Source organism: Asticcacaulis sp., assembly GCF_051956075.1.
In the GTDB taxonomy this organism is placed as follows: Bacteria; Pseudomonadota; Alphaproteobacteria; order Caulobacterales; family Caulobacteraceae; genus Asticcacaulis.
Map to the genome: position 1 here is coordinate 122,773 of NZ_JBQCGA010000061.1, position 19,557 is coordinate 142,329.

The following is a 19,557-nucleotide window of genomic DNA, read 5'->3' on the forward strand; positions in this document are numbered from 1 at the left end:
CCTGCGCGGCGACAAATTCCCATAGCTTTTCGGCTTTTTACCTATGCACATCTACCGTTCTCACACCTGCGGCGCGCTGCGCACATCCGACGCCGGCTCCATGGCGCGCCTGTCAGGCTGGATCCACCGCAAACGCGACCACGGCGGGCTTCTGTTCATCGACCTGCGCGACCATTACGGTCTGACGCAACTGGTGTTCGATCCGTCCTCGCCCGGTTTCGCCAAGGTCGAGCGTCTGCGCGCCGAGAGCGTGATCCGCGTCGATGGCAAGGTGGTCAAGCGCGACGCCGATGTGATCAATCCGAACCTGCCGACCGGCGAGATCGAAGTGCAGGTCAGCGATGTCGAAGTCCTGTCCGAAGCCGCCGAACTGCCGCTGCCGGTGTTCGGCGAGCCGGAATACCCGGAAGAAATCCGTCTGAAAAACCGCTTCCTCGACCTGCGCCGCGACACCCTGCATCGCAATATCGTGCTGCGTTCGCGCGTGATCCAGTCGATCCGCAACCGCATGGTCGAACAGGGTTTCCTGGAGTACCAGACGCCGATCCTGACCGCTTCGTCGCCGGAAGGCGCGCGCGACTTCCTGGTGCCGTCGCGACTGCATCCGGGCAAGTTCTACGCCCTGCCGCAGGCGCCGCAGCAGTTCAAGCAGTTGCTGATGGTGTCGGGTTTTGACCGCTATTTCCAGATCGCGCCGTGCTTCCGCGACGAAGACCTGCGCGCCGACCGCTCTTTGGAATTTTACCAGCTCGATATCGAGATGAGCTTCGTGACGCAGGAAGACGTGTTCGCGGCCATCGAGCCGGTCATGCACGGCCTGTTCACCGAGTTCGGCAATGGCAAGCGCGTGTCCAGCTATCCGTTCCAGCGCATCCCCTACAAGGAAGCGATCAGCAAGTACGGTTCGGACAAGCCGGACCTGCGCAACCCGATCGAAATGCAGGACGTGTCCACGCATTTCGCCGGGTCGGGCTTTAAGGTGTTCGCCTCGATTCTGGAGCAGGACAAGACCGCCGTGTGGGCGATTCCCGCCAAGGGCGGCGGCTCGCGCGCCTTTTGCGACAAGATGAACAGCTGGGCGCAGGGCGAGGGCCAGAAGGGGCTTGGCTATATTTTCTGGCGTAAATCGGATGCTCAAGGTAACGACGAAGGTGCCGGTTTTGGTGGTGGTGAAGGTGCTGGAGCTGGTAGTGGCGATGGCACTGGTAGTGATTTTGATACGGCGCCGATTGAGGCCGCCGGTCCGATCGCCAAGAATATCGGCGAGGAACGCACCGAAGCCTTGCGTCAGCAACTGGGGCTCGGCAATGGCGACGCCGCCTTCTTTGTGGCGGGCAAGGTGGATGAGTTTGTGAAATTCGCAGGTTTAGCGCGCACCAAGGTCGGGACCGATCTGGGTCTGGTCGATGAAGACCAGTTCCGCTTCTGCTGGATTGTCGATTTCCCGATGTTCGAGTGGAACGAGGACGAAAAGAAGGTCGATTTCTCGCACAACCCGTTCTCCATGCCGCAGGGCGAGATGGAGGCGCTGGAGACGAAAGACCCGCTCGACATCCTGGCCTATCAGTACGACATCGTCTGCAACGGTTACGAACTGTGCTCCGGCGCGATCCGGAACCACAAGCAGGAGATCATGCTCAAGGCGTTCGATATCGCCGGATATGACGCCTCGGTGGTCGAAAGCCAGTTCGGCGGCATGCTCAACGCCTTCAAATACGGCGCGCCGCCGCACGGCGGTCTGGCGCCCGGCATTGACCGCATCGTCATGCTGCTGGCTGGTGAAACGGCCATCCGCGAGGTCATCGCCTTCCCGCTGAACCAGCAGGGCCAGGATGTGATGATGAGCGCGCCGTCAGAAGTTGCGGACAAGCAGTTGAAAGAACTGCATATCCGAACGGCTCTGCCGCTGAAAAACGCCTGATGAAGAAAAGCCCGCTTCGTTACGAAGCGGGCTTTTTAGTTTGTGTGTTCGGTAAGAAAATTCGCCACCCTATTTCAGGCGGCAGACCGGGATGCGCAGACCTTGCGGCAGTTCGGTCGATTCGTCGCCGCAGCTTGTGTCGAGTTGACGCTGGGTCAGGCCGACGGCGGTGCGCATTTCGGCGCCGGAGAAGTTGACGCCATTAAGGGTCGCGCCGCGGAAATTGGCGTGTTCGAGATAGGCGCCGACGAAATTGGCGTTGGTCAGGTTAGAGCCTGCGAAATTGACGTGGCCGAACAGGGCGCCGGAGCCGTTAATGTCGCGCAGGTCGCTGCCCGCGAACGTCGTGCCGTTGAAGATGCCGAGGCCCATATCCGACTGACGCAGGCGCGCGCCGGCGAAATTCTTGTTCTTCAGGGTGCGATTGTTGAAATCGGCCTGGAACAGGTTGCACTTCGGGCAGTTGGCGCCGTTTTGCGCGCGCTCGACCTGGGCGGCGTTCTGCGCGTGGGCTGGCATGGCAAGGGTGGCCATCAGGGCCAGAATGGCCAGTTGCGGGGCATGTTTCATAAAAGAACACCTTGGCTGGAGTTGCTTTGCCCGAAGCAAGAGACGGGCCATCAGCCTTCTTCTATATCATGCGCGTCCGGCGAGGGGTTAACGACTTCGCGGCGCGCGCGGTTGAACGGCACGACGACGAGGTTGTCGGTATGGGCGCCGCGCGCGAACCCTTTTGAGATCAGATGCGAGGCGGGCAGGGCGTCGTCGGGCGTCTCCGCTGGGCGGTCGCCGTGGCCGAGACCGTCGGCGTTGAGCGCTTCGGGATCGGCATTGGCCAGATCGTCGCGGTCCAGATAGGAGATAGCCAATTCTCGGAAGATGTAGTCGAGGATCGAGGTCGCCGACTTGACGCGGTCATTGCCGGTGACCGGTCCGGCGGGTTCAAAGCGTGTGAACACAAAGGCGTCCACAAATTCATCGAGCGGCACGCCGTATTGCAGGCCGATCGAGATGGCGATGGCGAAATTGTTCATCAGCGAGCGGAAGGCGGCGCCCTCCTTGTGCATGTCGATGAAGATTTCGCCGAGGCCGCCATCCTCGTATTCGCCGGTATGGATATAGACCTTGTGACCGCCGACGCCCGCCTTCTGAATGTAGCCCTTGCGGCGGTCGGGCAGCTTGGTGCGCTGGCGCGCGCGCTCGACCACCTTTTCGATGATGCGGGCAGGTTCCGGCGCGACCGGCTCAGGCGCCAGGCGTCTGGGGGCTTCGTCGATATCGGGAATGTCGAGCGTAAAGTCGGGCGGGGCGTCGGCGCGCGTCACGCTGAGGGCGCGCAGGCCGCTGGACGCCGCCAGCGAATAGAGTTTCATCACATCGGACACGCCCTGATCCCAATCCAGGGCAAACGGCGTGGCGTCGGGCGCGTCGGTGAAGGCTTCGAGCCGCTGGCGCAGGGCGGCCTGCCCCTTGACGGACCAGGGCGCCAGTAAATTATAGGCGGCGTCGCCAAGCAGTTTCAGCGCTTCCGGGTCGCGATGGCCGAAGATGTGCGCGTCCGCCGCCGCGATTTCGTCGGCGGAGAAGCCCATCAGGGTGAGGAGATCGAGGTCGGGCGCGTTCAGCTCCGCCTCGCTCAGGCCCCAGATGTCGCGGATGAAGTTGGCGTCGAGGCAGCGCGGCGAGATGACCTCGCGCAGACTGCTGGCCGTCAGGAGGGCGTCCTGCAAGCGACTGATTTCAAAGTCGCTCAAACCCTTCCATTTCAAGGTGGCGGCGTTGATATGCGGCGCGTCTTGCAAAGTCCGGGTGCCGAGCAGGTGGCGGCGCGCCTCATAAGCGTCCACGCCCAGCGCCCGCAGACCGGCGATGACGCACGGTTTGAGCGTCGGTATGAAGGCGCCGTCGCCCGCCTCCATCTGCGTCGTCGCGTCGCTGATGGCTTGCGCGCCGAGACGGGCGCCGAGGCGCAAAGCCAGTTCGGGATCGTCATAGATGGCGGTGATCTGGCTGTTGCGCAGGCCCAGGCTGCGCGCGCGTTTGGCCGCCGACTGGATCAGGTCGAGCGCGTGCGGCTTGAGGTCGCCGTGGCCCTTGAGTTCGCCGGTGCGCCAGGTGAGCTGGCTCAGCCAGTCGAGCCGTTCGGCCTTCTCGGCGGCGAAGTCGTCATAGGCGCCTAAATGGCCCGCCAGTTGCGACGAGGTTTCCAGCGCCGCCGCCTCGAACAGGGCGAAAATCTGCGCGGCGTAATCGAGCCCGGCGCTGTCGCGCAAAGAGAGGCCCTGCGCCGTCAAAGCCTCGCCAAATCCGGCCAGGGTCAGGGCCAGCGGGCGCTGCGCCGCGCGGCGGCGGGCATGGTCGGCGTCGGCGCTGAAGCCGATGGCGGCTTCGATGTCGAGGGCGCGCGTCCACAGGCCGACCGTTTCCAAAAAGGCGTCCAGCGCAAAGCGGCTGGACTCGTCAAAAAAGCGGGCGAGATGGATCGCGGCGCGCGGCGCATAGGCCAGGGCTTCGACAGCCTCGGCCTCCCGCGGGTCGAAGACGAGCGCCAGCGGCCCGGCCTCCAGCGCGGTTTCGGCGGCCAGAACCGCCATCGGATCACCGGCGGCGACCAGATCGCGCGGCGCAATGACGGCGCGGAACGGATCGCTGGCCACTTCGGGATCGGCGCTGTCGCTCCAGTGTGTGGCGGCGGACTGGATCTGGCGCGCGATCAGCATGTCGCTGGCGCCGAGACGACGCGCACGGGCGGCGGCGCGGGCGAGGGCGGTGTTGTGGCGCAGCGATGTGCGGTGATCGCCTTCGCTGCGGGCGATGGCGTCGGTGACGCCGTCCAGCGCCTCGGCCAGTTGCCGACTGACATGGCGGCTTAAATGGCGACCGCGCGCGGCGACGAGCCGCTGGCTCAGCATCGTCCGACCACCGTGATCGTCGAGATAGAGCGGCGCGGCTTCTATGGCGGCGGGCAGGCGGTCGCCCGCAGTCGGGTGAACGCGATGGCCGGAGGCGCGGCCTAGTCCCGGCGCGGCCAGACCGGCCAGCATGGTGGCTTCGATGGCTTCGGCGAAGGCGGCGGCGTCGGTCTTGTCGCGGAAATAGCCGAGTTTCAGGCCCCATTGCGACAGGCGGTGCGCATAATCGGCGACGGCGCCGTCGAACACGTCGTCCTCATCGCGCTGACGCGGCTGGGCGTCGGACGGCAGGTCGCGGGCCAGCGAATCACCCCAGTCGAGCCAGGCTTCGGCTTGGGCCATGGTCATGTCGCGCGGGCAGATCAGCCAGCGCGAACCGGCGGCGCATTCGATCTCGCGCCCTTCCAGATCAAGGCCTGGGCACAGTCGGATGAGGGCGGGCGGCAGGCTGGACATCATCGCTCCCCGAAAATGAAGCCGGTTTTCGCGTAAATCGCGAGGAGGTTAACCATAAGGACGGCTTCCCGCAATAAATATGGCGTCTTTTGTCGAACGCTCCACAATATATTGATGCCGCTTGGGCCTGAGAATTTTACGCGGCAGCGCGGTAAGGGCTTTGACCAAAGCCGCGCGGCGCTCTATAAGTCGGGCTGTGTTTCGGACGCGCGGCGTTCATATTCGGCCAAAGCCGCGCGGCGCTCTGAGAGCCGGAACTGTGTTCGGACGCGCGGCGTTCATATTCGGGATGACAAGACCTTGCTGGACAAGATTTTTCTCTGGTGGAGCGGCGCGACCGTCGGCACCCTTCTGACCATCGGCAAGCGTGGCCGTCTCGTCGGTACGGACGAGTTCGGCAACAAATATTATGAGGACCGCACGGATCGGAAGTCCTATGACAAGGGGCGCAAGCGCCGCTGGGTCATCTATAAGGGCTATGCCGACGCCTCGAAGATTCCGCCCGACTGGCACGGTTGGATGCACTATATCTACGACACGCCGCCCAGCGAGCAGCCTTTGCGCCGCAAGGCGTGGGAGAAGGCGCACGAGCCGAACATGAGCGGCACGCCATTCGCGCGCTTCCCGCAGGGTTCGCTGAACGCCGAGGGCGAGCGTCCGGCCTCCGCAGGCGATTATGAGGCGTGGAATCCGTAAGGCGTCATGACCGGTTCGCGCGCCAGGTTTGCCGTTTTTCTGGGCCTTGCGGGGCTGGCCGTGGGCTTTACGGTCATTCCCGCCGGGGCGCAGGTGGCCCCGCCGCAACGTGGCGGCGGTAATGACGATGGCGCGCCCGCCTATGTCGATAACGCCGACCGTCAGCCCTATTATGTCGATGGCGTCGAGTACCGGCCCTATGTGCCGGACGCGCGTAAGGCTAAACCGGCTGCCGCAGCGGCGCCGCAGAGCGCGCAACCCGTCACGGCGGAGTCGGCGTCTGCGCCACGGGCGGCGACAAGCGCTGCGGTTGCGCCTGTGAACGCGCCGCCCACCTCGATCGTGGCGTCGGCGGCGCCGGAAGCGGCCCCGCCTGCCGCCAGTTCGTCCAGCTCATCGGTCAATATGGCGCCGCTCAAGCGTCCGCGTTACGCCGTGGCGGTGATTCAGGCGCTCGACAAGGTGACGGCGGAGACGATCCGTTTCGAGGCGCCGATCGGCAAGCCGGTGCGTTACAAGGGGCTGATCTATACGGCGCGCGCCTGTGAAACGACGGCGGCGGACGAGGCTTCGCCCGATGTCATGGCCTATCTGGAGGTGCGCACCAATCCGGTCGCCGCCACCAGCAATTCGCCCGCCGTGCGCTCGCGCGAAATCTTTCACGGCTGGAGCTTCGCCTCGGCGCCGAGCCTCAATCCGATCGAGCATCCCAATTACGACGCCTGGGTGATCGGCTGCCGCCAGCCCCTGCCGGGGGTTTAGTCAAGCGCATCGAGCGCCTGACGGCCCGTAGTGTGGCGCGGCAGCAGATAAAAATCCGCTTTGCGATCAACGGCGTCCGCCAGTTTTTTCAGGTAATTCGCCTTTCTGATTTCGACCACGCCGAACTGGCTTAAATGTTCGGTTTGGAACTGGCAGTCGAGCAGGGTGAAGCCGCCGACACGCAGACGCGCCACCAGATGCACGAGAGCGATTTTTGACACGTCGCGCGCGCGCGACACCATGCTTTCGCCGAAAAAGGCGCCGCCAATGGCCACGCCATAGAGGCCGCCGACCAGATCGTCGCCGCGCCAGACCTCGACGCTGTGCGCCAGCCCGCGCGCGAACAGGGCCTGATACAGATCCTGAATGGCGTGACTGATCCAGGTCGAGGTGCGGTTGCGGGCCTCCTCGGCGCACAGTTCGATCATCTCGGTGAAAGCGGTGTCAACGCGGATGACATAATCGTCCTTGCGCACGCTGCGCGCCAGCCGCGACGGCACGTGGAAGCCGTCCAGCGGCAGGACGCCGCGCAAGGGCGGATCGACCAGAAACAGATATTCGTCGTCGCGGGCGTCCGACATCGGAAACACGCCGGTGCGGTAGCACTGAATCAGGTCATCAAGCGTAAATTCAGCCAAGCCGCGATCCTGCCTTTTGCGAGTCGGGGCGGATTATAGCGGCAGGGTTTGTGTGATCAATGCTGGGCGGTGGGGGGATGGCGTCTGGAAGGAGGAGCGGCCCTCCGATTGCTCATATGCGCCCCTTAAGGTCCGCGACGTTCATTGTGGCGAGTTCCCCTTGCCCAACAATACCAGCCGCGATTTGTTGTCCTGCGGTCATTTCTAGGACCGTCTTTATGGCATCGGCTAAGACGAGGAACTCATTAGTCCGTGCATCGCTAATCTCATCCTCGCGCCCGTGTACCGCTAGGTTCCGCATTGTAAGAAGGCCCATTAGCGAGTTAGCTTGATCGCTAGTGATTAGATTATGATGGCGAGCTGCCACGATCACTGGCTTGCCTGATAGGGACTCGGCCCGATCCACACCTTTCGTGATCAGTCTTTGCCGAACAATGCCTTCTAGCTCAGACCAAGTCTTTACAATCTTGCCAATGTTCTCTGTCGTAATAGAGGCGACGGCTTCAAGTTGCGGTAATGGCAATGTCGATTGATCGGCTACTATAGAAGCGCCAACTTCTTTCCCTTGACGATCGAAATTAATGGCCGTTTCACCGTGTGATATTTTCGATATAGAGCTTAACAGCGTCAAGATTGATTTACGAAAGAGAACAAACCCGACGACAGCAGCTATAGGCCAAGCAAGCGCCTTGACGATTGTTGCGATGAATTCCAGCCACCCCATGATTCGTCGTCTCCTGTTTCCTAGAAGATATCGCAAGCACACGCATCAGGCTAGTTTGAAGGCAACTACCCATTTGCTAGACTGGATAAAACGATACGGTAAAATATGCCTCACGCCCCTTCGGGCGAAACGGTTGCAATATGCTGTAATTATTCTGAAAATTGGCGGACAAGGTGGGATTCGAACCCACGGTAGGCTTCCACCTACGGCGGTTTTCAAGACCGCTGCCTTAAACCACTCGGCCACCTGTCCAGCTTGAGCGGAAGGCGCTTGTAGCGTGGCGCGATGCGCTTGCCAAGTCGGAGATGTCGGAAATTATGCGGAAAAGCCGCCTGTCGGCGGCTGGCGGTTTTGGCTGCGCTGCGCTCCGCCGAACTCGCAACCTGTCGCACAGGTTACGCGTTTCAAGACCGCTGCCTTAAACCACTCAGCCACTTGTCCAGCTTGAGCGGAAGGCGCAGGAAACCGCACAGGGCAGGGCGTGAAATCCGCAACAGGGTTGACGGATCTTAACCAAGCTTTTGCACATGCGTGTTAGGATGCAAGGTCTGCAAAATGCGGAAATCGAGTGGAAAGTCGCGCCATGTCCGGGCGGAACGGTTCAGATATTGCCTTAGCTGTTCGGCTGTCGCCGCTGGTTTTGCTGGCGATTTTGGGGGGCTGCGTTTCCGGGCCGCGGTACAGCGTCGGCCCCGGCGGGCCGCAGGTGGCGTCCAGCCCGCAATACAATTCCGGCAATTTCCGCCCCTATACCGTGCGCGGCAAGACCTATTATCCTGACATTCCCGACAAGGGCTATACCGAAACCGGCGTCGCCTCATGGTACGCCGAGGAGTCCGGCACGCGCACAGCGGACGGCGAGGTCTTCAACCCCGACGGCCTGTCCGCCGCGCACAAGACCTTTCCCCTGCCCAGCATTGTTGAGGTCACCAATCTCGACAATGGCCGCACTCTTCAGGTGCGCGTCAATGATCGCGGTCCGTTCGTCGATGGCCGCGTCATGGACCTGTCGCGCGGCGCGGCCAAGGCTCTGGGCGTTTACGCCTCCGGCACGGCGCGGGTGCGCATCAAATGGCTCGGCCCCGCCGACCGCATGACCGCCACGCCCGCCTATACCGCCAGCGCCGCAGGCGAGGGCGACGACGCGCGTTACATCGTGCAACTGGGCGCCTTTTCGCAGAAGGACAACGCCGAGCGCGCGCAGGACCGCATCGACGCCGCCCGTATCGACAAGCGCGGCGGTCTTTACGTCGTCTACCTCGGCCCCTTCAAGGGCGCTTCGGTCGCCGAAGGCCACCGGCAGGCGGCCATTGACGCCGGTTTTCGCGACGCCATACTGGCCCACGCGGATTAAATTTGGCGCACTTTGCGCTTGAGAATTACGCCGAAACCCGTCTATCTGCCAAGGTGAGCAAGATCGACGCAACAGACCCAAACCGCGGGCGCTTCATCGTCTTTGAGGGCGGCGAGGGCGCGGGCAAATCCACCCAGCTCAAGGCGCTGGTCGCGCGTCTGCGCGAGTCCGGGCTGGAGGTCGTCTCGACGCGCGAACCGGGCGGATCGCCGGGCGCCGAAGCCTTGCGCGACCTGCTGGTGCGCGGCGAGGCCGGGCGCTGGTCGCCGATGAGCGAACTGCTGATGATGTACGCCGCGCGCAGCCACCACCTCGAAACCGTCATCCGCCCGGCTCTGGCGCGCGGCGCCTGGGTGGTCAGCGACCGCTTCGCCGATTCGTCGCGCGCCTATCAGGGGGCGGGTGGCGGCGTGGCGCCAGAACTGATCGAACAGATTGACGCCGCCGTGGTCGCCGATACGCAACCTGATCTGGTCCTCGTCATGGACATGCCGCCCGAAGCCGGGCTGGCGCGGGCGCAGGCGCGCGGCGATATGGAAAACCGGTTCGAGTCGAAGGGTCTGGCCTTCCACGCCCGCCTGCGCGACGGCTTTCTGCGCCGCGCGGACGCCTTGCCGCAGCGCTATCGCGTCCTCGACGCCGACCGCACGATTGAGGCCATCGCCGCCGAGGTCTGGGCGTCTGTCGTCGCCGCCTTTCCCGATCTGGAGCGCCGGACATGAGCGAGCCTTCGCCCGTGCCGACGCCGCGCGAAACCTTCGCCTATGAGCACGGCGAAGCGCTCGATCGCGCCTTTGCGACGGCGTTCGAGAAGGGACGCCTGCACCATGCCTGGCTGTTGTGCGGCCCGCAGGGGCTGGGCAAGGCCAGCTTCGCCTTTCGCTGCGCGCGCTTCCTGATGGGCCGTCAGCGCGATCCTCGCAACGGCGCCCTCGGCATGGCGCCGGACGACGCCGATGTGCGCCTGATCACCGCCGCCACCCACCCCGACCTGCTGGTGCTGGAGCGCGAAATGGATGGCGGGCGGCTGAAGAAGTCGATCAGCGTGGACGCCGTGCGCGAGGTCGGCGAATTCTTCTCCAAGGCGCCGTCGCGCTCGGCCTATCGTGTCTGCATCATCGACTCGGTCGATGATCTCAATATCAACTCGGCCAACGCCTTGCTGAAAGTCCTTGAGGAGCCGCCGCACAAGGGCATTGTGTTTCTGATTTCGCATTCGCCCGGACGGCTGCTGGCGACCATCCGCTCGCGCTGCCGCCGCCTGAGCTTTACGCCGTGGACCGATGCGCAGGTGCGCGAATTCGTGCAGGCGCGCGTCGAACTGGACGAGGACGATCTGACGCGGCTCGTGCATCTGGCGCATGGCGCGCCGGGGCGGGCGCTGTCCTTGCTGGAGGAGGGCGCGCTGGAAATGGACGCCTTCGCCGAGCGGCTGCTCAGCCACCCCCTGCCGCCACGCGGGGACCTGATCACCGCCGCAGCGGGCTTCAAGGCCAATTCGGCCAAGAATAACGGCGCGCAGAAATTCGCGACCTTCATGGCCTGTCTGGCCGACCGCGTACACGAACGCGCCCTGAGCGCGGAAACGCCGCAAAAAGGCCAGGGACTGGCGCACCTGTGGTCGAAACTCAGTCAGGCCGTAGGCGAAACCGAAGCGGTCAATCTGGATCGTGCTGACTATTTCTGGTCTATATACAATGAAATATCGAAGGTTTCTTAAAGTCGTTTGGTAGATTTTGTGTCTTCACGTCAATATATTGATTCTCACGTCAACCTGCACGCTCCGCAATTCGATGATGACCGGGACGCGGTGATTGCGCGCGCCCGCGCGGCCGGAGTGCGGCTGATGCTGAACATCTGCGACCGCGTGTCGAATTTTGACGCGGTTTACGCCCTGGCGAAAGCGCATGACGACATCTGGGCTACGGTTGGCACGCATCCGCATGAGGCGCGCGAAAACCCGGACCTGACGGCGCGCGATCTGCTCGACCTCGCCGAGGCCGACAAGGTGGTCGGCATTGGCGAATGCGGACTGGATTTCCATTATGACTACAGCCCGCGCGACGTGCAGGCGCAGGTCTTCCGCGCCCACATCTCAGCGGCGCGTGAAAGCGGCCTGCCTCTGGTCGTGCATACGCGCGAAGCCGACGACGTCATGGGCGAGATTCTCGAAGACGAATACGCCAAAGGCGCCTATCGCATGCTGCTGCATTGTTACACCAGCGGCGCGGATCTGGCGCGGCGGTGCGCAGCGCTGGGCGCGTGGTTTTCCGTGTCCGGCATAGCCAGTTTCAAAGCCGCCGAATCGGTGCGCGCCGTCATCCGCGACATGCCCGCCGACCGCATTATCGTTGAAACCGACTGCCCGTATCTGGCGCCGATCCCGATGCGCGGACGTCGCAATGAACCGGCTTTTGTACCTTATGTGTTTGACAAGCTGGCGGACATTCGCGGCTGGAGCCTCGACGAGACCATAGCGCGCAATGACGACGCCTTTTTTGCCCTGTTTGACAGGATACCGCGCTTATGAACCGTCTGCTACGCGCCAAAATTCTGGGCTGCGGGTGTTCGACCGGCGTACCGCGCATCGACGGCTATTGGGGCGCCTGCAATCCGGATAGCCCTAAAAACCGCCGCACGCGTTGCTCATTGTGGCTCGGCGTCTATGACGGTTCGGATGGGCTGACCTCTGTGGTGGTGGACACTTCGCCGGAATTTCGCGACCAGATGATCCGCGCTGGCGTCCGCAAGCTCGACGCCGTGTTGTGGACGCACGATCACGCCGATCAGACCCACGGCATTGACGATATGCGCGCCTATACGTTTGGCCGCGACAGGGTGATCCAGGGCTATATGGACGCCGCCACCCATGCGACTCTGACCTCACGTTTCGGTTATGTGTTTGAAGGCAAGTTCGGTTATCCGGCCATCTGCCAGCCGCACATCATACCCAAGCACGGAACGGCGTGGCGCATAGCGGGTGAGGGGGGCGACCTGCCCGTCCTGACCTTCGACCAAGCGCACGGTCCGATCCGCTCCGTCGGCTATCGCTTTGGACCTATCGCCTATTCCAGCGATATTTCCGATATGCCGGAAGAAAGCTTTGCCGCGCTGGAGGGCGTCAAGGTCTGGATCGTCGACGCCTTGCGCCTCAGACCGCATCCGACCCATGCGCATCTTGATAAGGCCCTGGCGTGGGCCGAGCGCGTCAAGCCGGAACTGACCATCCTGACCAATCTGCATCAGGATATGGATTACGACGTGTTGCGCGCGCAATTGCCCGAAAATGTCGTACCGGCCTATGATCAGATGGAAGTTGACGTTGAACTTTAAGTTCAGTCGTAATCGATGGGCAGTCCGTTATAGGTCGCGGGCGGCTGTGAAGCCGTAACGACGCCGCTGTGCGTAAACAAGGCCTGATCGCCCAGATAGAGCGCGCTTAACGCTACGACAAAGGCCAGAACAAAACCCAGACCGATCAACAGATTGACCAGCGCGCGGCGTTGGCGCGCCGACATGTCGAAATGCAAAATATTCTGCGGCGACGTTACGATGTTCAGATCGCCATAGGTTTGTGTGGTCGGCTCAAAATGCACGCTTGAGATGGCCATGACCTTATCCTCATACTTGACTACGAACTTTGCTGTCAGAAATCGAAGCTAAAACATCGCGCATAAGAGATATGTGCCGAAGCCAAATACGGCGCATAAGCGACCGATAAAGCATTTGCGGCGCGTTATATCCATTAATTTCCCATAATCTTTCTTAGGCGAGAAGCGTGCCACCATTAAATTTCCTCCACGCTTTGCTCACCCGCGCATTGTCCTAGCGCGCCGCCTGCTGAGCTGTGTATTGGCCGGACAGAGAGAAGCTGTCGATATCGAGATAGCCGTTCGACGGCGCCGTATTGTAGCAGAAGATCGCGTACTGCTCGCCCTGGAACGTGCCGGTGCGCCAGTCGTAAGCCAGCGGAAAATCGCCGCCGAGATTCGTCCAGTTTTTATTGTCGAGACTGTAATCGACGCGCGCCAGATTGGTTCTGAAATCCATATCCGTGCGCAGCCACAGCGTATCGCCTTTGACGGCGACGTTTGTAACGCGCGTGTCGATATTTGGCGCGCCTTCGGTGGCTTCGATCACCTTCATGCTCAAGGTATGCGAACCATCGCCTGCGGCTGTGACGGCGATCTGGCCATTGAACTTGCCCAGCGCGCCAAAGCCGCAGGAATCGCCTTGACCGACATGGCGGATGTCGAGTTTGACGACGCCCCGGCTGAACGGTCCCTGCCCCTTTTGCGTTAATGTATTACGTGCGTTCCAGAAGTCAGGGCCTTGAGTCGCCTTCAGGCGTAAAAAACCGGGCCGTTCGCTCAGGGACCAGCGGCTGTCGTCAGGATTATGGTTCCACTGCCATTGCAGGCCCAAGGTCTTGCCGCTGAAATCGTCAGAGGTCGCAGGCTCCATGAACGGATAAGCTTTGACAGGCTTTGGCGAGGTTTTGGGAACCTGGTTTGGCGCGTCTGGCGTCCCCCATACCGGCCATCCGTCCCGCCAGAAAATCGGGCTGAGATTGGTGGTCCGGCCGATTGCGCCGGAATCGCGCATCACGAAACCGTACCAGTCGCCGTCGGGCAGATCGACCAGCGCGCCCTGATGGCCGCCCGTCGTATCGTCGATCTGGCTGTGCGTTTCCCACGGACCGTCTAGGCTGCGGCTGCGCGACACGACCAGGGCCAGATGCGATGGCATGGCGTTGAACAGATAATACCAGCCGTCCTTCTTGATGACTTTTGAGCCTTCGGCGCCCTTATCGTAATAGATTTTCCTGGAGTCCATGATCCTTGACAGGTCTTGATTGAGCGAGAGCAAGGTCTCCGTGCCGTCGCTGCCAATCGAGGTGAAGATATAGGCCTTGCCGTCGGTATCGAAAAACAGACCCGGATCGAAGGCCTGCCGGTCCAGTTCATGATAAGCCCACGGGCCTCGCGCGTCCTTGGCGTAATAGATGCGGGTATTCTGCCCCACCGGCGTCACGGCCAGCCAGAACATGCCGTCGTGATGGCGCAGGCTGGTGGCGAAAAGCCCGCTCCGATAGGCGGTTCCGCCCTGCATGTCGTATTGCGGCCGTCCGTCCAGGCGCGGAACGACATGCGAGACGATCTCCCAGTTCACTAGGTCCTTCGAATGCAGCACCGTGATCCCCGGCGTGTTCACGAAGGTGGTGGTGGTGAAATAGAAATCCTGACCAACCCGGATAATATCTGGATCCGGGTAATCCGCATAAAGGATGGGATTGCTGTAGGTTCCGTCGCCCTGATCAGAGCGCCAGGCCTGAGCCTCCGCGACAGAAGCGCAGGTCAAGGCGGCGCAGGTCAGCAGAAGCGTGGCGGCGGATTTCCTCATGGCGTTTCCCTGTTTTTTGTCTGAGTTATTGCAGAGCTATCATTGCTAACGCCCGCCGGTCAAGGCCCCCCTGTTTAAGCTCCTTGCCTTAAGACGCCATTGGCAAGTTAGACGACCTGCCCTATCACTTATGAAAAGGGGGAAATGATGGAATCATACCGTCAGGTTTCATTGCCGCGCCTGTTGGCCTTTATCGGCCCCTGCGTGCCGTTTGCCGCTCTGGGTCTGCCGCTGGTGGTCAATCTGCCGGAATATTACGGCACGACGCTGGGTCTCGGCGCCGTTGTCGGCGTGGTGTTCTTTGTCGTGCGCTGCTTCGACATTCTGGTCGATCCGGTCCTCGGTTACTGGATGGACCGCACGCGCAGTCGTCTTGGCCGGTTCAAGCTGTGGATGCTGATCTGCCTGCCGATCCTGTTCGTCAGCACCGGTTTTATCTTTCTGGCGCATAAGGGCGTGTCGCCCGCCTATCTTGGCGGCTGGCTGTTTGTTCTCTATGTCGGCTTTTCCATCGCCGCGCTCAGCCAGGCCAGTTGGGGCGGCGTTTTGTCCACCGACTATAATGAGCGTTCGCGCATTTTCGCCTGGTGGCAGGTGGGCAATATCGCCGGGATTATCTGCGTCGCTTTAATCCCTGTGATCGTAAACACGAAGCTGCATTACAGTTACGCGACGGCGGTTCAGGTCATGGGTTTGTTCATCATGATCATGCTGCCGCTGACGATCGGACTGGCGCTGTGGATCGTGCCGGAGCGCGTCTCGAACGCGGCGACGCACGACATAAGGCTGTCGCACTATTTTGACATGCTGAAGCGCCGCAATGTCCGCTGCATCCTGTGGGCGGACCTGTTCATGGGGCTGGCGCCGGGGGTAATGGCCGCCCTCTTCTTCTACTTCTTCGAAGAAACGCGCGGTCTGCATCGCGGACAGAGCAATGTCGCCATGTTTCTCTATTTCGTCGCAGGCATCGTCGGGGCGCCGATCTGGGTCGTGATGGCCAAACGCCTGAACAAGCATGTGACCCTGATCATCTCCAGCCTGATCTTCGCCGTGCTTTACGGCGCGATGGCGTTCGCGCCGCAGCACAATGCGCCGGTCGTGATGATTATGACCTTCCTGAACGGCATGCCTTATGCGGCGTCCTTGCTGCTGACCCGCGCCCTGATGGCCGATATCGGCGATGAGGTGCTGCATGAGACCGGCCACGACCATAAGGGCACGCTGATGGCCATCCTGTCGGCCACGACCAAGATCGGCTATGCGATCTCGGTCCTGACCATTTCGGTGCTGGGCTGGCTGGGCTTCAACGTCAAGGCGCCCGCCGATAGCCCGCATGCGGCCCTGATCTGGGTGCAGGTCTTTTTTATCGCCCTGCCGGTGCTGTTCCTTTTGCTTGGCGCCTATGCGATGAAGGATTACGACCTGTCGCCAGAGCGGCACAGGCGGATTCTCGACGATCTGATGCAAAGGGACGTGTTGTGAGCGAGGCGATTGAAGGGCTTTTAGAGGTCATGCGGCGGCTGCGCGACCCGGACGGCGGCTGTCCCTGGGATCGCGAGCAGACCTTCGAGACCATCGCCCCCTATACGGTCGAGGAATCCTACGAGGTCGCCGACGCCATCCAGCGTCAGGATATGCGCGATCTGAAGGAGGAGCTGGGCGACCTTCTGTTTCAGGTGGTGTTCCACGCACGGCTGGCCGAGGAGCAGGGCCTGTTCGCTTTCGACGATGTTGCGGCCGGTATCCGCGACAAGCTTATCCGGCGCCATCCGCATGTGTTCGGTGAAGAATCGCATCGCACCTCGGCCGAGCAAACCGTGGCCTGGGAGGCGGTCAAGGCCGAAGAGCGCAAGGCCAAGCAGAAGCACGGCCTGCTCGACGATGTGCCGGTGGGTCTGCCCGCCCTCACCCGCGCCGCCAAGCTGACCAAGCGCGCGGCGCGCGTCGGCTTCGACTGGCCAAGCCTCAATGAGGTGCTGGACAAGCTGGATGAGGAAACCAATGAACTGAAGGCGGAAATCAAGGCGGGCGATCTGAACAAGGCGCGCGCCGAACTGGGCGATCTTCTGTTCGTGCTGGCCAATCTGGCGCGCAAGCTTGAGGTCGAGCCGGAGGACGCGCTGCGCCTGACCAACGCCAAGTTCGTGCGCCGTTTTGAGGCCATTGAAGCGGCGCTGGCGGCGCGCGGCAAGACGCCGGAACAATCCGATCTGGCCGAGATGGACGCCTTGTGGAATGACGCCAAGTCCGCCGAACACAGCTAGATTGTTCAAGGTTTCGCGCCCGAAACGGCTGCGCAACACGCTGGTCAGTGTGCTGATCTGCGCCGGTCTGATAGCGGCCTATTATGTCTCGCTCGGTCAGACGCCGATCCCGCCGGATACGCGCATCGTCTATGAAGGGCTCGATTGCGGCGGCGCCTGCCCGGTCTTTCGCCTTGAAATTTCCGCCGACGGCGCGGTCAGCTTGCGCGATGCAAGCCATATCTGGCGCTATCGGATTTCGCAGTTTGCGCTGCGCCGCATCCTGCGCGCCTTCGACCAGGCGCAGTTTATGAACCGCGATGTAAACGCCGACCTGCCGCGACATCCGCCGGTCTGCGATCTGTCCTTGCGCGAAGACCACCGCCTGCTGGCTTTGCGTCATGGCTGCGGCGCGCAGGCGCCGGAGTTGGCCGCGCCCGTGGCGGCGCTGGAACAGGCGACGCAGTTCCGGAAACTCATGGCGGGCGACCGGGCGACGGCGCGCGACCTCAAAGCTGTGGCTTCGCCTGCAAAATAAAGCTTTTCGCAATGTCGATGCGCAAACGAAAGCGAGTTTGATCGGCGTCTGTCAACAGCCGCGTCGCATCTTTCCACTTTCAATCCACAAGCCGTCCCCTATATGCCTTGCGAATCAAAAGAAGACTGCGCAAGGCTAAGGCGTGCTTTGGAGTCGCCTGCGATGAAAAAACCTGCGCCCGGCAAGGGCAAAACCGTCAAAAAACCATCCCTGCCGACTCAGGCGCGGATCAAGGCCGCCAAGCCCGCGCCCGACAAGACGCGCCGCTCATTGTGTCCGATCAATCTGACGCTGGAACTGATCGGCGATAGCTGGTCGATGCTGATCGTGCGCGACCTGATGCTGCGCGGTCACAACAGCTATCAGGGCTTCCTGCGTTCCGAAGAAAAGATCGCCACCAATATTCTAGCCGACCGTCTGTCGCGACTGGAGCAGAACGGCCTGATCAGCAAGGCCGCCGATCCGTCGGACAAGCGCAAATTCATCTATGCCCTGACTGCGCGCGGCGCTGATCTGGCGCCCGTACTGGTGGAGATGGCGCTGTACGCCATGAAGCATGAACCGGTCGTCGATATGCCCAAGGAGATCGTCGCCGAGATGCAGAAGAACAAGGCCGCTTTCGCACAAAAACTGACGCGCAGCTTCACGCCGAAGACGCCTCGCGTCAAATCCGAGCCGAAGCCCGCCAAAGACAAGCCGGAATTCTCCCCCGAATTCTCTGACGAGACCTTAAGCCTGTTCTGACCTATTCCATCGCCGCCAGTTCGAGGTGTTCCTCTTCTTCCTGCGACGGCTTTTTCTTCGGCGTCTTGATGACCAGCAGCAGCGGCATGGCCAGCAGGGTCAGGATCATCATCAGCCAGAAGTTGTCGATATAGGCGATCATGCTGGCCTGCCGCGTGACCTCGGCATTGAGCGCGACGGCGTTGTGCGTCGTCTCGATCAGGCTCGGCTGGTTAGAGGTGATGTTCTCGATGATCCCGGCATGGGCTTTCTGCGTATTGCTGACCTGCAAAGCCTGCACCAGCGCGATGCCGATGGACGAGCCGATATTGCGCACCAGACTGTAAATCGAGGTGCCGTCCGGGCGCAGATCGCCCGACAGGGTGGCGAAGGTCGCCGCCGACAACGGCACAAAGACAAGCCCCAGACCAAAGCCCTGAATGATGCTGGGCGTGATGATGGCGCGCTGCGAGGTGTCGACTGTATAGCCGCACATCATCCACAGGGTCAGCGCCGTCAGGCCAAAGCCGACGCCCAGGATCAGGCGCAGATCGACCTTGCCGACCATGCGCCCGACGATCATCATGGCCAGCATGGTGCCAAGACCCGACGGCGCGGTGACGATGCCCGAATACATGGCCGTATAGCCCATCAGGCCCTGCAACATCGACGGCAGCAGGGCGCGCGTCGCGAACAGCACCATGCCGACGATGAAGATGAACAGAAGTCCGGTCAGGAAGTTGCGGTTCTGCAAAAGCCGATAATTGAAGAAGGTCGCGCCCGCCGGTCTGGTGGCGGTATGGATGATGAAAAAGCCGAAGCTGACAAAGGCTGTCACCGCCTCAATCCAGGTCTCCGCCGAATTGAACCAGTCGTTCTGCTGGCCGCGGTCGAGCCCAAGCTGGAGCGCCGCAAGCGCAATGCCGAGCAGCGCGAACCCGAATAGGTCGAACTTGCGCTCATGCGTGTCGGTCTTCGGCATGAAGCGAAGCATCAGCAGCGTGCAGATGATGCCGACCGGCAGGTTCACCAGGAACACCCAGCGCCAGTTGTAATTGTCAGTCAGCCAGCCACCAAGGACCGGCCCCAGGATGGGCCCGATCATCACGCCGCCGCCGAAGAGGGCCATCGCCTGCCCGTGCTTCTCCTTGGGGTTGATGTCGAACAGCGTCGCCTGCGCAAGTGGG

The 19,557-nt window shown here is 61.9% G+C and carries 19 protein-coding genes and 1 tRNA gene; 12 read left to right on the forward strand and 8 right to left on the reverse strand.

What is annotated here, in order from left to right; genetic code table 11:
• Positions 1-43: 43 nt before the first annotated feature.
• Positions 44-1,921 (forward strand): aspartate--tRNA ligase, encoded by a 1,878-nt coding sequence (gene aspS, locus ACTHLA_RS17155; protein WP_440192331.1) that lies wholly within the window; start codon positions 44-46, stop codon positions 1,919-1,921.
• A 69-nt stretch (positions 1,922-1,990) separates the two neighbouring features.
• On the opposite strand, the gene ACTHLA_RS17160 is transcribed toward aspS, so the two are convergent.
• Positions 1,991-2,491 carry a pentapeptide repeat-containing protein gene (locus ACTHLA_RS17160; protein ID WP_440192334.1) on the reverse strand — a complete coding sequence of 167 codons (501 nt, stop codon included), beginning with the start codon at positions 2,489-2,491 and terminating at the stop codon, positions 1,991-1,993.
• 50 nt (positions 2,492-2,541) lie between these two features.
• Positions 2,542-5,292, reverse strand: coding sequence for a TSCPD domain-containing protein (locus ACTHLA_RS17165; protein ID WP_440192337.1), 2,751 nt, complete (start codon positions 5,290-5,292; stop codon positions 2,542-2,544).
• A gap of 297 nt (positions 5,293-5,589) precedes the next feature.
• Between ACTHLA_RS17165 and ACTHLA_RS17170 the strand changes: the two genes are divergently transcribed.
• Positions 5,590-5,985 (forward strand): NADH:ubiquinone oxidoreductase subunit NDUFA12, encoded by a 396-nt coding sequence (locus tag ACTHLA_RS17170; RefSeq protein WP_440192340.1) that lies wholly within the window; start codon positions 5,590-5,592, stop codon positions 5,983-5,985.
• Between the two features lie 6 nt (positions 5,986-5,991).
• Positions 5,992-6,747 carry a DUF2155 domain-containing protein gene (locus tag ACTHLA_RS17175; protein WP_440192343.1) on the forward strand — a complete coding sequence of 252 codons (756 nt, stop codon included), beginning with the start codon at positions 5,992-5,994 and terminating at the stop codon, positions 6,745-6,747.
• Here the strand turns inward: ACTHLA_RS17175 and aat are convergent.
• The 3 genes from aat to ACTHLA_RS17190 all read right to left on the reverse strand — a co-directional run bounded on the left by aat (position 6,744) and on the right by ACTHLA_RS17190 (position 8,361).
• Positions 6,744-7,385 carry a leucyl/phenylalanyl-tRNA--protein transferase gene (gene aat / locus ACTHLA_RS17180; RefSeq protein ID WP_440192346.1) on the reverse strand — a complete coding sequence of 214 codons (642 nt, stop codon included), beginning with the start codon at positions 7,383-7,385 and terminating at the stop codon, positions 6,744-6,746. The genes ACTHLA_RS17175 and aat overlap by 4 nt on opposite strands.
• 112 nt (positions 7,386-7,497) lie before the next feature.
• Positions 7,498-8,109 carry a hypothetical protein gene (locus ACTHLA_RS17185; protein WP_440192349.1) on the reverse strand — a complete coding sequence of 204 codons (612 nt, stop codon included), beginning with the start codon at positions 8,107-8,109 and terminating at the stop codon, positions 7,498-7,500.
• A 162-nt stretch (positions 8,110-8,271) separates the two neighbouring features.
• Positions 8,272-8,361: transfer RNA gene (locus tag ACTHLA_RS17190), tRNA-Ser, on the reverse strand.
• Positions 8,362-8,692: 331 nt separating this feature from the next.
• Between ACTHLA_RS17190 and ACTHLA_RS17195 the strand changes: the two genes are divergently transcribed.
• The 5 genes from ACTHLA_RS17195 to ACTHLA_RS17215 all read left to right on the forward strand — a co-directional run bounded on the left by ACTHLA_RS17195 (position 8,693) and on the right by ACTHLA_RS17215 (position 12,796).
• On the forward strand, positions 8,693-9,463 hold the full coding sequence (locus tag ACTHLA_RS17195; RefSeq protein ID WP_440192352.1) for a septal ring lytic transglycosylase RlpA family protein: 771 nt from the start codon (positions 8,693-8,695) through the stop codon (positions 9,461-9,463).
• Between the two features lie 62 nt (positions 9,464-9,525).
• On the forward strand, positions 9,526-10,185 hold the full coding sequence (gene tmk, locus ACTHLA_RS17200) for a dTMP kinase (protein WP_440192392.1): 660 nt from the start codon (positions 9,526-9,528) through the stop codon (positions 10,183-10,185).
• Positions 10,182-11,183: a DNA polymerase III subunit delta' gene (locus ACTHLA_RS17205; protein ID WP_440192354.1), complete on the forward strand. Its 1,002-nt coding sequence runs from the start codon at positions 10,182-10,184 to the stop codon at positions 11,181-11,183. The genes tmk and ACTHLA_RS17205 overlap by 4 nt, the downstream gene beginning before the upstream one ends.
• Before the next feature lie 18 nt (positions 11,184-11,201).
• Positions 11,202-11,993 (forward strand): TatD family hydrolase, encoded by a 792-nt coding sequence (locus ACTHLA_RS17210; RefSeq protein WP_440192357.1) that lies wholly within the window; start codon positions 11,202-11,204, stop codon positions 11,991-11,993.
• Entirely contained in the window at positions 11,990-12,796 is an 807-nt protein-coding gene (locus ACTHLA_RS17215; protein ID WP_440192360.1) for an MBL fold metallo-hydrolase, read from the forward strand. The genes ACTHLA_RS17210 and ACTHLA_RS17215 overlap by 4 nt, the downstream gene beginning before the upstream one ends.
• Positions 12,797-12,798: 2 nt before the next feature.
• Here the strand turns inward: ACTHLA_RS17215 and ACTHLA_RS17220 are convergent, their stop codons facing one another.
• Both ACTHLA_RS17220 and ACTHLA_RS17225 read right to left on the reverse strand, forming a co-directional pair.
• Positions 12,799-13,074, reverse strand: a complete 276-nt coding sequence (locus tag ACTHLA_RS17220) for a hypothetical protein (protein WP_440192363.1) — start codon at positions 13,072-13,074, stop codon at positions 12,799-12,801.
• Between the two features lie 214 nt (positions 13,075-13,288).
• Positions 13,289-14,866 carry a glycoside hydrolase family 43 protein gene (locus ACTHLA_RS17225; RefSeq protein ID WP_440192366.1) on the reverse strand — a complete coding sequence of 526 codons (1,578 nt, stop codon included), beginning with the start codon at positions 14,864-14,866 and terminating at the stop codon, positions 13,289-13,291.
• A 144-nt stretch (positions 14,867-15,010) separates the two neighbouring features.
• Between ACTHLA_RS17225 and ACTHLA_RS17230 the strand changes: the two genes are divergently transcribed.
• From ACTHLA_RS17230 to ACTHLA_RS17245, 4 genes are all read left to right on the forward strand, one after another.
• Entirely contained in the window at positions 15,011-16,348 is a 1,338-nt protein-coding gene (locus tag ACTHLA_RS17230; RefSeq protein ID WP_440192369.1) for an MFS transporter, read from the forward strand.
• Positions 16,345-17,130 carry a nucleoside triphosphate pyrophosphohydrolase gene (mazG, locus tag ACTHLA_RS17235; protein ID WP_440192372.1) on the forward strand — a complete coding sequence of 262 codons (786 nt, stop codon included), beginning with the start codon at positions 16,345-16,347 and terminating at the stop codon, positions 17,128-17,130. Before ACTHLA_RS17230 ends, mazG begins: the two co-directional genes overlap by 4 nt.
• Before the next feature lies 1 nt (position 17,131).
• Positions 17,132-17,647 (forward strand): DUF6438 domain-containing protein, encoded by a 516-nt coding sequence (locus ACTHLA_RS17240; RefSeq protein ID WP_440192375.1) that lies wholly within the window; start codon positions 17,132-17,134, stop codon positions 17,645-17,647.
• A gap of 162 nt (positions 17,648-17,809) precedes the next feature.
• On the forward strand, positions 17,810-18,391 hold the full coding sequence (locus ACTHLA_RS17245) for a winged helix-turn-helix transcriptional regulator (RefSeq protein ID WP_440192378.1): 582 nt from the start codon (positions 17,810-17,812) through the stop codon (positions 18,389-18,391).
• 1 nt (position 18,392) lies between these two features.
• Here ACTHLA_RS17245 and ACTHLA_RS17250 read toward each other — a convergent pair.
• A partial coding sequence (locus tag ACTHLA_RS17250; RefSeq protein ID WP_440192381.1) for a DHA2 family efflux MFS transporter permease subunit occupies positions 18,393-19,557 on the reverse strand: 1,165 nt, incomplete at its 5' end.

What these genes read in the sequence shown, in the direction of transcription:
- aspS (WP_440192331.1), top strand. Translation starts at nt 44, where the DNA reads ATGCACATCTACCGTTCTCACACCTGCGGCGCGCTGCGCACATCCGAC.
- ACTHLA_RS17160 (WP_440192334.1), bottom strand. Translation starts at nt 2,491, where the DNA reads ATGAAACATGCCCCGCAACTGGCCATTCTGGCCCTGATGGCCACCCTT.
- ACTHLA_RS17165 (WP_440192337.1), bottom strand. Translation starts at nt 5,292, where the DNA reads ATGATGTCCAGCCTGCCGCCCGCCCTCATCCGACTGTGCCCAGGCCTT.
- ACTHLA_RS17175 (WP_440192343.1), top strand. Translation starts at nt 5,992, where the DNA reads ATGACCGGTTCGCGCGCCAGGTTTGCCGTTTTTCTGGGCCTTGCGGGG.
- ACTHLA_RS17185 (WP_440192349.1), bottom strand. Translation starts at nt 8,109, where the DNA reads ATGGGGTGGCTGGAATTCATCGCAACAATCGTCAAGGCGCTTGCTTGG.
- ACTHLA_RS17195 (WP_440192352.1), top strand. Translation starts at nt 8,693, where the DNA reads ATGTCCGGGCGGAACGGTTCAGATATTGCCTTAGCTGTTCGGCTGTCG.
- ACTHLA_RS17205 (WP_440192354.1), top strand. Translation starts at nt 10,182, where the DNA reads ATGAGCGAGCCTTCGCCCGTGCCGACGCCGCGCGAAACCTTCGCCTAT.
- ACTHLA_RS17215 (WP_440192360.1), top strand. Translation starts at nt 11,990, where the DNA reads ATGAACCGTCTGCTACGCGCCAAAATTCTGGGCTGCGGGTGTTCGACC.
- ACTHLA_RS17220 (WP_440192363.1), bottom strand. Translation starts at nt 13,074, where the DNA reads ATGGCCATCTCAAGCGTGCATTTTGAGCCGACCACACAAACCTATGGC.
- ACTHLA_RS17225 (WP_440192366.1), bottom strand. Translation starts at nt 14,866, where the DNA reads ATGAGGAAATCCGCCGCCACGCTTCTGCTGACCTGCGCCGCCTTGACC.
- ACTHLA_RS17230 (WP_440192369.1), top strand. Translation starts at nt 15,011, where the DNA reads ATGATGGAATCATACCGTCAGGTTTCATTGCCGCGCCTGTTGGCCTTT.
- ACTHLA_RS17245 (WP_440192378.1), top strand. Translation starts at nt 17,810, where the DNA reads ATGAAAAAACCTGCGCCCGGCAAGGGCAAAACCGTCAAAAAACCATCC.